The organism is Novosphingobium sp. HNCC26DJ243 (assembly GCF_057180545.1).
Genome location: NZ_JBXUGN010000001.1, coordinates 730,597 through 742,945, shown reverse-complemented (window position 1 = coordinate 742,945; position 12,349 = coordinate 730,597). Strand labels below are relative to the sequence as shown.

The window sequence follows — 12,349 nt, the reverse complement described above, 5'->3', positions numbered from 1 at the left end:
CTATACAATCCGATGAACGGCACCAAGCGATAAGTGGCTGTGACCACGAGAGGATTTGACATGAAGAGGAGAGACGTCCTGGCAGGCACGGTGTCAGCAGCAACGATGGGATCGGCAACGGTTGCCGGTACGCCGGCGACGGAGCGGACTGTGTCAAGGCCGGCCACTCGCCGTACGTCACCGGCCGATCGCGAGATTTCCGATTTGGCGTTGATTCAGAACCTTCTTGCGGGGAGTGCTCTCAGCGCGGACACAGGGGCCTCCGCTTATCAGTCTGCGCTCTACGCTGAGGACGCGGTAATGGACGTCGGCGGGAGCGTGGGCGAGATACGCGGTCGTGATGCGATCGTCGGCGTGATCACCGATTCCTCTCATTCGAAGCTGAGAGCCGAAGGGATGGCTCACGTGGCCGCACCACCCTACGTTCGCGTGACGGGCTCTCGGGCGGTCGCAGTCGGTTACCTGCAGATCATGGCCCACGACCAATCGCCTTCCGAGAGCGCTCCAGAGGGAATTCCATCTACGGGCAAGTGGGTTACTTGGCGATTGACGGCAAATCGCTGGGATTTCGAATTGCGAGGAGGCCTGTGGCAGATCACGCGCCGTACGATCCGCCCCGCGCCTTCCGCCGAGGCTCTGGAACTGCTGCGCCTTGTCTAGGGCAGTAGTGCGTTGAATCTGCACATTGCGCAAAGGGGCGAGATGACGGGCGACATCAGCGAAGGGGGCGGCCATGCCGCTAGCCATGCCATGACGACCTGAACGGCGCGCGGCTACCGGCCTGATGCCGCCACCAATCCTGTGCAAGGCCCTTGCGGGACGAGTTTGGCCAAAACGATAGCCGCATCGAGATTTGCGGCTTAAGGTCCGGGCTTGCGAAAACAGCGTGCGCGACCTCGGACGACTTGGAAGACGGAGTTCTCTCTCTTGTGCGGGAGTGGCGCGCCCGGCAGGACTCGAACCTGCTGCCTCAAGATTAGAAGTCTCGCGCTCTATCCAGATGAGCTACGGGCGCGCGCCGAGTGCCCCATAAGCTGCTTTTCCCGCCATGCAAACCGGGTTAGCTAGAGTGCCCATGAGCGATCCCCATATTTCCCCGATCGACGGCACCGCGAGTGCGCGCCGCCATTTCCGTTATTTCGACTATGTGATGGCGGCCTTCGTCGCGATCCTTTTGCTGTCGAACCTGATCGGCGCTGCCAAGCTGGCGACGGTCGGCGGCTTCACCTTCGGCGCAGGCATTTTGTTCTTCCCGGTCTCCTACGTGATCGGGGACGTGCTGACGGAAGTATACGGCTATGCCAATGCGCGGCGCTGCGTGTGGATGGGCTTTTTCGCGCTGATCTTCATGGCCTTCATGAGCTATGTCGTCGTTGCCATGCCGCCCGCGCCTGGCTGGGACGGGCAGGCGGCCTATGAAAGCGTGTTCGGATCGACCTGGCGCATAGTGCTTGCCTCGGTCACCGCGTTCTGGGCGGGCGAGTTCGTCAATTCGTTCGTGCTCGCCAAGATGAAGATCCTGACCAAGGGGCGGATGCTGTGGTCGCGCACGATCGGGTCGACCGTGTTCGGCCAGGCGATCGACAGCCTGATCTTCTACCCCATCGCATTCCTCGGCATCTGGACGACGGATCAGGTCCTGACCGTGATGGTCACCAACTGGCTGATGAAGGTGGTGTGGGAAGCGGCGTTGACGCCGGTTACTTATGCCGTGGTCGGGTGGCTGAAAAAGCGTGAGGGCGCCGAAGTGTTCGACACCGGTACCGATTTCTCGCCTTTCGCAAAGGCGCCCCAGGTCTGAACCGCCTGAAGCCTGAATATAGAAGCCCCGCCTCTCCGTGGGCGGGGAGAGACGGGGCAGGGGGCTGGACAGGCCCTCGGGAGTGGTGCGGCTCAGTCTGCGATCAGGCCGATCAGCAGGTAGACCAGGATTGCCGATCCGAAGCCGAGCACGGTGGCGATGGCAAAGGCCACGCGGACCAGAGTTACGTCGACGTTGAAGTAATTGGCGATGCCGGCGCAGACGCCCATGACCTTGCCGCGCACCTTGTCGAGGCGGAAACCGCGGCTGGCGCTCTCGATGGGGCGAGGGGCCGAATCATCGAAACGAAGCTGGGACATCAGATCATCTCCTGCTGGGCAACGGGTGCGCCGATGGGCGCGGGCGTCTGAACGGTGCCGGCGATCAGCGCGAGGCTGAGCGTGAAGGCGGTGGCGGCGGCGGCGAGACGCTGGGAAAGAAGGGGCATGGCTTGGGTCCTTGTGTCTGGTTCGGTCTGTCTGTGTGAGCCTAGCGGCGCATGTCCCTTGCAGTGCATGCCCCGTGCCAATTGCGCAGAATGGCGGGAATGCGTGGTTTTCGACGTAAATGCCCGACTTGCAAACCTGAATGAATGCTGACAGTTGGGGAATTCCACCACAGATTGGGAAGTGTGGATTTCAACCTTCGCGATGCGACGATTGCGCCTTGCAAATTTTCGCTGACGCGCTTATCTGCGCCTCATCCCGACATTGTGAAAGCAAGGTCAGGCTGGAACCAGACGGTCCCGGCTCGGCATCGCTTTTGCACAATCGGTCACCGGAGATTGCATGGCAGATATCGCGCGAATTACCGAGGTTGTTGAGCCCGAGGTCAAGGCCCTCGGCTTCGATCTCGTGCGCGTGCGTTATTTCAAAGGTGGCGAGATCGGCGACGAGGAGCACACGCTCCAGATCATGGCCGAGCGCCCCGAGACCGGCCAGTTGGTGATCGAGGATTGCGCCGCGCTTTCGCGCCGCGTGTCCGATCGTTTCGACGAGCTGGAAGAAGCGGGCGAAAACCTGATCGAGGACGCCTATCGCCTCGAGGTTTCGTCGCCCGGCATCGATCGTCCGCTGACCCGCCCGAAGGATTATGCTGCATGGGCAGGTCACGAGGCGCGCTTCACGCTGCTCGTTCCCGTTGATGGCAATCGCAAGTCACTGCAGGGCGATCTGATCGGCCTCGACGGCGATGTGATCACGCTGGATGACCGCAAGTCCGGCCGCGTGACCTTCCCGCTGGCCGACGTCCAGTACGCCAAGCTGGTCCTGACCGACCGGCTCATCGCATCGACCCGTCCGCTGGATACCAGTGGTGCGGATGAAGAAATCCTTGGCTCGGAAGACGAGTCCGCCGAAATCCCCGAAGAACAGGAAGACTGACCCATGGCCAGTGCGATTTCCGCCAATCGTGCAGAACTGCTTGCGATCGCCAACGCGGTCGCCACCGAGAAGATGATCGACAAGTCGGTCGTCATCGAGGCGATGGAAGAAGCGATCCAGAAGTCGGCGCGCAACCGCTACGGTGCCGAAAACGACATTCGTGCCAAGCTCGATCCGCGCACCGGCGACCTGCGCCTTTGGCGCGTCGTTGAAGTGGTCGAGGTGGTCGAGGACTACTTCAAGCAGGTTGATCTCAAGCAGGCCGAGAAACTCCAGCCGGGTGCTGCCGTGGGTGACTTCATCGTCGACCCGCTGCCGCCGGTCGATCTTGGCCGCATCGACGCGCAGTCGGCCAAGCAGGTGATCTTCCAGAAGGTCCGCGATGCCGAGCGTGACCGCCAGTACGACGAGTTCAAGGACCGCGCGGGCGAAGTCATCACCGGCGTGATCAAGTCGGTCGAATTCGGTCACGTGATCGTCAACCTTGGCCGCGCCGAGGGCGTCATCCGTCGCGACCAGCAGATCCCGCGCGAAGTGCCGCGCGTGGGCGAGCGGGTCCGCGCGCTGATCTCGAAAGTCGAGCGCCAGAACCGTGGCCCCCAGATCTTCCTCAGCCGCGCGCACCCCGAATTCATGAAGAAGCTGTTCGCGCAGGAAGTGCCCGAAATCTACGATGGCATCATCGAGATCAAGGCCGCCGCGCGCGATCCGGGCAGTCGCGCCAAGATCGGCGTGATCAGCCGCGACAGCAGCATCGATCCCGTCGGCGCCTGCGTCGGCATGAAGGGCAGCCGCGTTCAGGCCGTCGTGCAGGAGCTGCAGGGCGAAAAGATCGACATCATCCCGTGGAGCGAAGACACCGCGACGTTCGTGGTCAACGCGCTCCAGCCCGCCACCGTCAGCCGCGTGGTGATCGACGAGGAAGAGAGCCGCATCGAGGTCGTCGTTCCTGACGATCAGCTTTCGCTCGCCATCGGTCGCCGTGGCCAGAACGTGCGTCTCGCCTCGTCGCTGACCGGTTCGGCCATCGACATCATGACGGAGGCTGAAGCTTCGGAGAAGCGCCAGAAGGAATTCGCCGAGCGTTCGAAGATGTTCGAGGAAGAACTCGACGTCGACGAAACGCTGTCGCAGCTGCTGGTGGCAGAAGGCTTCAGCGAGCTGGACGAAGTCGCCTACATCGATATCTCGGAACTCGCCGCGATCGAGGGCTTCGACGAGGAACTCGCCGAGGAACTGCAGAGCCGCGCCGCCGAAGCGATCGAGCGCCGCGAAGAAGGCCTGCGCGAGCAGCGTCGCGGCCTTGGCGTCGAAGATGCGCTGGCCGAACTGCCGCACCTGACCGAGGCGATGCTCGTCACGCTCGGCAAGGCGGGCATAAAGACGCTCGACGATCTTGCCGATCTCGCCACTGACGAACTGATCGCGAAGAAGCGTGTCGAGCAGCGCCGCCGTAACGACAAGGCTCCGCGCGAGCGGACCGAGCGTTCGGAGCGGAGCGAGGACAAGGGCGGTGTACTGGGCGAATATGGCCTGAACGAAGAGCAGGGCAACGAGATCATCATGGCTGCCCGCGCACACTGGTTCGAGGACGAGCCCCAAGCCGAGGAGGCCGCCAATGCGGATTCCTCACAATGAGCCGCTGAGCTCCGACATCAATGGCAACGTGCCGGCGGGCAAGGTCCCGCCGGAGCGCAAGTGCGTGCTGACCGGGCGTCATGATACGCGGGGGGATCTGATCCGCCTCGCGCTCTCGCCCGATGGCGATGTGCTGCCCGACGTGCTGGCGCGTGCCCCCGGGCGCGGTGCCTGGATCGGCGTGAACCGAGCAGACCTTGAAAAAGCCGTTGCCAATGGCAAGCTTAAGGGAGCGCTGGCGCGCGGTTTCAAAGGTGCGCCGCTGGCGATCCCTGCCGACCTTGGCGAACGTACCGAAGTTTCGCTCCGCCGTGCGCTGACCGACCGTCTCGGCATCGAATTGCGCGCCGGCAACATGTTGCTGGGTACCGAAAAGATCGCACAGGGCGCACGTTCCGGTGCGGTCACGTTCCTTGCCCATGCTTCCGACGCCGGCAGCGATGGACCCAACAAGCTGGCCCAGGCCTGGCGCGTGGGCGAAGGTGCGGAAGGCACTGGCCTCAAAGGCGTAATCTTGCCGCTGGACCGGGCGGCGCTGTCTGTGGCATTGGGCCGCGACAACGTCGTTCACTTGGGCCTTACCGATGCTTCCGCGACCGAACGAGTCGCAGCGCCGCTGAAGCGCCTGATGCACTTTCTCGGGCACGAGACCGATGATGCTGCCGCGCCGGATGACGGCATGGCAGCGAACGACGATATTGATACGAAGGGCGAATGAGTTCGATGAGCGATAGCGACAAGAAGCCTACTCTGGGCCGCAGGCCTCTGGGCCTGAAGACCTCGGTAGAGGCCGGGGAGGTCAAGCAGACCTTCAGCCATGGTCGCACCAACAAGGTGGTGGTCGAGGTCAAGCGGCGCAAGCTGATGGGCCGTCCGGGTGAAGCTGCGCCAAATTCTGCCGGCGTTGCAGCTCCCGTAGCTGCGCCCGAGCCGACCCCGGTCGCTCCGCCGCCGCCCCCGCCACCGCCGCCACCCCCGCCTTCGGCCAGCCGCGAGACTCGCCAGGAAATGCAGGCCCGCCTGCTGCGCGAAGCCGAGGAAGCGCGCCTTGCCTCGCTCGAGGCTGCAAACCGTCGCGAACAGGAAGAGCGCCTCAAGGCGATCGAGGACGAACGTCGTCGTGCCGAGGAAAAGGCCCGCGTCGATCAGGCCCCCGTAGCCCAGCCGGAAGCCGCGCCCGCTCCGGCCGCTGCAGCGGCTGCACCTGCAGACGAACCCGAAGTCGCCAAGGCACCCGAAGCTGCACCCGCTGCTGCGGCCGAGCCGGTGCCCTCGGGCGAAGATGCACAGGCAGCGCCTGCCGTGCCCGCACCGCGTCGCTTTACGCCAGTGGCGTCTGCAGCCCCGGCAAAGCGCCCCGAGGCTGCCGCGAAGAAGCCTGCGCAGGCTCCGCGCGATCGCAAGGCCGAGGACCGTCGTGGCGGCAAGCTTACGGTAACCCGTGCGCTGAACGAGGACGAAGGCGCGCGCGCCCGCAGCCTCGCCGCGCTCAAGCGTGCACGCGAAAAGGAAAAGCGGGCGCACTTCGCCGGCCAGTCCCAGCCGCGCGAGAAGCAGGTCCGCGACGTGGTCGTGCCTGATGCGATCACGGTGCAGGAACTGGCAAACCGCATGGCCGAAAAGGCTGCGGACCTGATCAAGGCGCTGTTCAAGATGGGCATGATGGTCACCATCAACCAGACCATCGATCAGGACACCGCCGAACTGCTGGTCACTGAATTCGGTCACAACATCCAGCGCGTGAGCGACAGCGATGCCGATATCGATACGTCGGCTGATGTCGATGCCGAGGAAACGCTGCAGACGCGTCCCCCGGTCGTCGCAATCATGGGCCACGTCGACCACGGCAAGACCTCGCTGCTCGACGCCTTGCGCGGAACCGACGTCGTGCGCGGTGAAGCCGGTGGCATCACGCAGCACATCGGCGCCTATCAGATCAAGACCAAGGCGGGTGACAAGATCACCTTCCTCGATACGCCGGGCCACGAAGCCTTCACCGAAATGCGCATGCGCGGCGCCAACGTCACCGACATCGTCATTCTGGTGGTCGCGGGCGACGACGGGCTGATGCCGCAGACGATCGAAGCGATCAACCACACCAAGGCCGCTGGCGTGCCGATGATCGTGGCGATCACCAAGTCGGACAAGCCCGAGTTCAACCCGCAGAAGATCCGCGAGCGCCTGCTCGAGCACGAAGTCATCGTCGAAGCCATGTCGGGCGACGTTCAGGACGTCGAACTTTCGGCCAAGACCGGTGCGGGACTTGACGATCTGATCGAGAAGATCCTGCTGCAGGCAGAACTGCTTGAACTGCGCGCCAATCCCGATCGTGCGGCTGATGCCACGGTGATCGAGGCCAAGCTCGATAAGGGCAAGGGGCCGCTGGCCACCGTTCTCGTCAATCGCGGCACGCTCAAGGTTGGCGACATTCTCGTGGTCGGCACCCAGTCGGGTCGCGTCCGCGCGATGCTCGACGACAAGGGCCGCCAGGTGAAGGAAGCCGGACCCTCGCTGCCGGTCGAAGTGCTCGGCATCGGCGGCGTGCCGATGGCGGGTGACACGCTCAGCGTCGTCGAAAGCGAAGCGCGTGCCCGCGAAGTTGCGGCCTACCGCCAGGAACGTGCGACTGCCAAGCGCACCGCGCAGGCGCCTGCCAGCCTCGAGAACATGTTCTCCGCGCTTGCCGCGAAGAATGCGGTAATCGAGTACGCGCTGGTCGTCCGTGCCGACGTGCAAGGTTCGGTCGAAGCGATCGTCAACGCGCTCAACAAGATCTCGACCGACGAGATCAAGGTCCGCATCCTGCAATCGGGCGTGGGTGCGATCACCGAAAGTGACGTGAACCTGGCCCAGGCCAGCGGCGCGCCGATCGTCGGCTTCAACGTTCGTCCCAACGCCAAGGCGCGCGAGCTGATCGAGCGCAACAAGGTGCGGATGAAGTACTTCGACGTGATCTACCAGCTCACCGACGATATCCGTTCGGAAATGGCGGGCGAGCTTGGACCGGAAGCGATCGAAACGGTCGTCGGCCGCGCCGAGGTTAAGGAAGTCTTCCCTGCGGGCAAGAAGGACAAGGCCGCAGGTCTGCTCGTGGTCGAAGGCGTCATCCGCAAGGGCATCCACGCGCGTCTCACGCGCAACGACGTCATTGTCAGCCGTACGGTCATCGCATCGCTGCGCAGGTTCAAGGACGACGTTGCCGAAGTGCGCGGCGGCCTCGAATGCGGCGTGGTTCTGCAGGACACGAACGACATCAAACCGGGCGACCAGCTTGAAGTCTTCGAAGTCGAAATGCGCGATCGGACGCTTTGATAGGCAATTAATGGAATGGCCTACCAGCCGGATAGCAGAGCCAAGTATGGTGTTGGCTGTCTGCTGGTAGGACTTTTCGCCATTTTGGCGGCAGTCCCGCTGTTCATCTGGTTTGTAGCGAGGAACTAGAGGCGCGCAGTCCCAATTAGATAAACGTCTTTCCGAGGTCGCTACTGGCGACAGAAGGGAAGGTGATTTTTCTGAAAATAGAGACAGTAGTGGTTCTGGTTCTCGGCGTCGCGACACTTGTTGTCGCGTTCGTCAGCTTGGTGATCAAGCTCATTGAGCTAGGTCGCCGATAAACCAGTGAAGGGGTCGGCGCTGCAACGCCGACCCCTGATAAAAAAGAACCCGGACGCTGCAACGTCCGGGTTCCGGGATGGTGAAATGAGAATTTCAACCGTAGTGGTACGCACCACATAATACTTCCGCCGGAAAATGCAAGAATGACCCGCTATGTCGCCCTGTTCGGTTCCATCAACGTCGGCGGCAATCGCGTGACGATGGCGGACATGCGCTGGGCGTTCGAGCGGGAAGGGTTGACCGGTCTCGAGACCGTTGTTGCCAGTGGCAACCTGCTGTTCGACTATGACGACCGCCCGCTCGATGGCCTCGAAGACCTATTCTCCCACGTCATGCTCGACCGGTTCGACATCAAGAGCTTCGTCGCCGTGCGCGACCGCACGGCCATTGCCGAGGCTGTTGAGGGCAATCCCTTTACCGGCATCGGCATGGACAATCTGGTGCACACGCTTTTCCTCGAACGCCAACCCGACAAGGCTGCGTTCGACAAGCTGGCGGCGGATCAGGCGATGCGGGGCCTCGAGAAGCTGGCAATGGGCAATCGCAGCATCTATATCGATTTCGCGAACGGCGTGGCCGAAAGCAAGCTGACCGGTGCGTTTATCGAGCGCCGCCTCGGCTGCCGGGGCACGGCGCGCAACGTGCGCTCGATCGCCCGTATTCTTGCAAAGATGAGTTAAACTTGGCCAAGCAGACCACACCCGAATCCCGCTCCGTCCGCCTTCTGAAGGTTGGCGAACAGGTGCGCCATATCCTGTCGGAACTGCTGATGCGCCAGCAGGTGCATGATGCGGTGCTGAGCGCGCATACGGTATCGGTAACCGAAGTGCGCATGTCGCCCGACCTGCAGCACGCTTCGGTCTTCGTGAAGGCGCTGCTGGGCGAGGACGAGGAAATCGTGCTCAAGGCCCTGCGCACCCACACTGCCTATTTCCAGCGTGAGGTAGCGCAGCGCCTGCGCTTGAAATTTGCGCCCAAGGTCAAGTTCCTGCCCGACGAAAGCTTTGACGTCGCAAGCCGGATCGAGGCGCTTCTTGCCGATCCCAAGGTCCGGCGTGATCTTGCGCCCGATCCCGAAGAGGGCTGATCGGCCCGGCGGCATGGCCAAGCTCTATTTCTACTACGCCAGCATGAATGCGGGCAAATCGACCAACCTGCTGCAGGCGGAGTTCAATTACCGCGAGCGCGGCATGGCGACGATGCTGTGGACCGCTGCGCTCGACAGCCGGGGCGGTGACCGCGCCATCGAAAGCCGCATCGGCCTTCATGCCGAGGCCAACCGCTTCGACGTGGCAACGGATATGTGGTCGCGCATAAGTGCCAGCCATGCAGTCCAGCCGCTGTCCTGCGTGCTGGTCGACGAGGCGCAATTTCTGACCAAGGCGCAAGTGTGGCAACTCGCCCGCATAGCCGACGAGGCGGGTATCCCTGTTCTGTGCTATGGCCTGCGCACCGATTTCCAGGGCGAACTTTTCGAAGGTGCCGCCGCGCTGCTGGGCATTGCGGACTCGCTGGTCGAGCTGAAAGCCGTCTGTCATTGCGGTCGCAAGGCGACGATGAACCTGCGCGTGGATGAAGGCGGGGCGGCTGTCCTTGCTGGCGCGCAGACCGAGATCGGCGGCAATGACCGCTACGTCGCGCTGTGCCGCAAGCATTTCTCCGAAGCGATGCATGGAGCCAATCCATGACCCACGATGATCCGCTTGGCCTTCTCGCGGTGCTTGAAGATGGCGATTTGCGCCTTGTGCCCTTGCACGAGGAGCACCGCGCGGAGCTCAAGGCCGCCTGCGCCGAGGATCTCGCGATCTGGGAGATGTATGCGGTCAGCTATGGGCCAGACCGGTTCGACACCTCGTTTGACGCGCTGATGGCCAACCCGGCGCGGTTGCCGTTTGCGGTGCTGCTCGACGGCGCGCTGGTCGGTGTTACCGCCTGGATCGATGCCAACACGCAGCGCATGAGCGCCGAGATCGGCAATACCTATCTAGTGCCTGCAGCGCGAGGCGGCATCATCAACGGCAGGATGAAGCGCCTGCTGATCTCGCACGGTTTTGCCTGCGGCCTCAAGCGCATGCAACTCAGCGTCGATGTCCGCAATGCGCGCTCGCAAGCCGCCTGTCGCAAGATCGGCGCGACGTTCGAAGGCGTGCTGCGCAACCACATGATCACATGGACCGGGCACGACCGAGACAGCGCGATTTTCTCCATCGTCGAGCGCGACCGCGAAAGATTGGGCTACTGACATGAACCCCGAAAGTCTTGTCTGGACCATCGCAACGGTCGCGATCCCGATGATCCTCGCCATCGTTTTCCATGAGGTAGCGCATGGCTGGATGGCGCGCGCGCTGGGCGATCCGACGGCGGCAGAGGCAAAGCGCCTCAGTCTCAACCCGCTGCGCCATGTCGATCTCTTCGGCACGATCATCCTGCCCGGATTGCTCAAGTTGACCGGCGCGCCGGTGTTCGGCTGGGCGAAGCCCGTGCCGGTCGACTTTCGCCGGTTGCGCAATCCGCGCTGGGGCATGGTGGCTGTGGCAGCGGCGGGGCCGGGCATCAACTTCGTGCTCGCAGCCTTTTCAGCCATTGCACTTGGCCTGCTTGTGCGGGCCACCGACAGTTCCGTGGAGCCGGGTCTTGGCGTCCTGTTCCTGGCTGACAATCTCCAGAATTTCCTTCTGGTGAATCTGTTTTTGGGCATGTTCAACCTGCTGCCGATCCCGCCGTTCGATGGCTCGCGCATCGTCATGGGCGTGCTGCCCGCACCGCTCGCGCGCGTCTATGGCCGGATCGAGCCGTTCGGCCTGATCGTTGTTTTCGCGCTATTGGTGATCCTGCCCTACCTCGCCCCCAACCTGCATCTGGTCGAGCGTGTAGTCGGCCCGCCGGTGCAATGGGCAAGCAGCCTGCTGGCCGACCTTGCCCTAGTCGTCGCCGGGCCGGAGCCGATGTGATCCGATGGTCGATGGCTGGATCATTCTCGACAAGCCGCTGGGGCTTGGCTCGACGCAGGGCGTGGCGGCGGTAAAGCGCAACCTGCGGCAGGCGGGCTTCGGCAAGGTCAAGGTCGGCCATGGCGGCACGCTCGATCCGCTGGCCACCGGCGTTCTGCCGATCGGCCTCGGCGAGGCAACCAAGCTGTGCGGGCGGATGCTCGACGCGAGCAAGGTGTATGAGTTCACCGTGCAGTTTGGAACTGAGACCGACACGCTTGATCTTGAGGGCAAGGTTGTGGCGGAAAGCGCGGTGCGACCGACGCAGGCGCAGATAGACGAAATGCTTCCCGCGTTTACTGGCCCGATAGAACAGGTTCCGCCCGCCTACTCGGCTTTAATGGTCGATGGCCAACGCGCCTATGATCTGGCGCGAGCAGGGCATGATGTCACGCTGAAGTCGCGTCAGGTAACCGTCTACAAACTTACCTCCGTTCGTGTCGAGCGAAGTCGAGACACTGCGCGCGGTGTCTCGACTTCGCTCGACACGAACGGGGCTCTGGATGGGATTACCCTCTCCGCCCACGTCTCCAAGGGCACCTATATCCGCAGCCTCGCCCGCGACATCGCCCGCGCTCTCGGCACCGTCGGCCATGTTACAATGCTGCGCCGTCTGCGCGCGGGGCCGTTCGATCTGGCGCGCGCGATTTCGCTGGACAAATTGAACGAGGTGGGTCAAGGCGCGCCCCTTGAACACGTACTCTTGCCGCTGGAGGCAGGGCTGGTCGACATCCCGGCTCTAGACCTCGATCCCGAGCAGGCAAGGGCGGTCCGTCAGGGCCGCGTTCTTACGGGATTGCCCTTCGAAGACGGGCTTTACTGGGCGCGATCAGGCAATGTGCCGGTCGCGCTGGTTGAGCTTTCAGGCGGAAGCCTGAGCGTCACGAGGGGGTTCAACATCGCCGATGTCGCGGAGTGAATGA

Annotated in this window: 14 protein-coding genes and 1 tRNA gene; 12 read left to right on the top strand and 3 right to left on the bottom strand. The window is 63.1% G+C overall.

The window, feature by feature from the left end; all coding sequences use genetic code 11:
- The first annotated feature begins 60 nt into the window (after positions 1-60).
- Entirely contained in the window at positions 61-660 is a 600-nt protein-coding gene (locus AC2A04_RS03545; protein WP_484210935.1) for a nuclear transport factor 2 family protein, read from the top strand.
- 278 nt (positions 661-938) lie between these two features.
- On the opposite strand, the gene AC2A04_RS03540 is transcribed toward AC2A04_RS03545, so the two are convergent.
- Positions 939-1,015 (bottom strand) — tRNA-Arg (locus AC2A04_RS03540).
- A gap of 60 nt (positions 1,016-1,075) precedes the next feature.
- Here AC2A04_RS03540 and AC2A04_RS03535 point away from each other — a divergent pair.
- A complete protein-coding gene (locus AC2A04_RS03535) occupies positions 1,076-1,801 on the top strand; it encodes a queuosine precursor transporter (protein ID WP_484210934.1) in 726 nt (241 codons plus the stop codon).
- 92 nt (positions 1,802-1,893) lie between these two features.
- On the opposite strand, the gene AC2A04_RS03530 is transcribed toward AC2A04_RS03535, so the two are convergent.
- The gene (locus tag AC2A04_RS03530) at positions 1,894-2,121 is read right to left on the bottom strand and encodes a PspC domain-containing protein (RefSeq protein ID WP_484210933.1); all 228 of its coding nucleotides are present in this window, start codon (positions 2,119-2,121) and stop codon (positions 1,894-1,896) included.
- Positions 2,121-2,249, bottom strand: a complete 129-nt coding sequence (locus tag AC2A04_RS03525) for a hypothetical protein (RefSeq protein WP_484210932.1) — start codon at positions 2,247-2,249, stop codon at positions 2,121-2,123. The genes AC2A04_RS03530 and AC2A04_RS03525 overlap by 1 nt, the downstream gene beginning before the upstream one ends.
- A gap of 340 nt (positions 2,250-2,589) precedes the next feature.
- Between AC2A04_RS03525 and rimP the strand changes: the two genes are divergently transcribed.
- From rimP to truB, 10 genes are all read left to right on the top strand, one after another.
- A complete protein-coding gene (gene rimP, locus AC2A04_RS03520) occupies positions 2,590-3,183 on the top strand; it encodes a ribosome maturation protein RimP (protein WP_484210931.1) in 594 nt (197 codons plus the stop codon).
- A 3-nt stretch (positions 3,184-3,186) separates the two neighbouring features.
- A complete protein-coding gene (gene nusA / locus AC2A04_RS03515; RefSeq protein ID WP_484210930.1) occupies positions 3,187-4,821 on the top strand; it encodes a transcription termination factor NusA in 1,635 nt (544 codons plus the stop codon).
- Positions 4,802-5,539: a DUF448 domain-containing protein gene (locus tag AC2A04_RS03510; RefSeq protein WP_484210929.1), complete on the top strand. Its 738-nt coding sequence runs from the start codon at positions 4,802-4,804 to the stop codon at positions 5,537-5,539. The genes nusA and AC2A04_RS03510 overlap by 20 nt, the downstream gene beginning before the upstream one ends.
- Before the next feature lie 5 nt (positions 5,540-5,544).
- Complete coding sequence (gene infB / locus AC2A04_RS03505) at positions 5,545-8,133, top strand: translation initiation factor IF-2 (protein WP_484210928.1); 2,589 nt, start codon at positions 5,545-5,547, stop codon at positions 8,131-8,133.
- Positions 8,134-8,579: 446 nt separating this feature from the next.
- Positions 8,580-9,116 (top strand): DUF1697 domain-containing protein, encoded by a 537-nt coding sequence (locus AC2A04_RS03500; RefSeq protein WP_484210927.1) that lies wholly within the window; start codon positions 8,580-8,582, stop codon positions 9,114-9,116.
- Between the two features lie 2 nt (positions 9,117-9,118).
- Entirely contained in the window at positions 9,119-9,523 is a 405-nt protein-coding gene (gene rbfA / locus AC2A04_RS03495; RefSeq protein ID WP_484210926.1) for a 30S ribosome-binding factor RbfA, read from the top strand.
- A 13-nt stretch (positions 9,524-9,536) separates the two neighbouring features.
- Entirely contained in the window at positions 9,537-10,124 is a 588-nt protein-coding gene (locus AC2A04_RS03490; RefSeq protein ID WP_484210925.1) for a thymidine kinase, read from the top strand.
- Positions 10,121-10,678, top strand: a complete 558-nt coding sequence (locus AC2A04_RS03485; protein WP_484210924.1) for a GNAT family N-acetyltransferase — start codon at positions 10,121-10,123, stop codon at positions 10,676-10,678. Before AC2A04_RS03490 ends, AC2A04_RS03485 begins: the two co-directional genes overlap by 4 nt.
- Before the next feature lies 1 nt (position 10,679).
- Positions 10,680-11,387, top strand: a complete 708-nt coding sequence (locus tag AC2A04_RS03480) for a site-2 protease family protein (protein ID WP_484210923.1) — start codon at positions 10,680-10,682, stop codon at positions 11,385-11,387.
- A 4-nt stretch (positions 11,388-11,391) separates the two neighbouring features.
- Positions 11,392-12,345, top strand: coding sequence for a tRNA pseudouridine(55) synthase TruB (gene truB / locus AC2A04_RS03475; RefSeq protein ID WP_484210922.1), 954 nt, complete (start codon positions 11,392-11,394; stop codon positions 12,343-12,345).
- Positions 12,346-12,349: the final 4 nt, after the last annotated feature.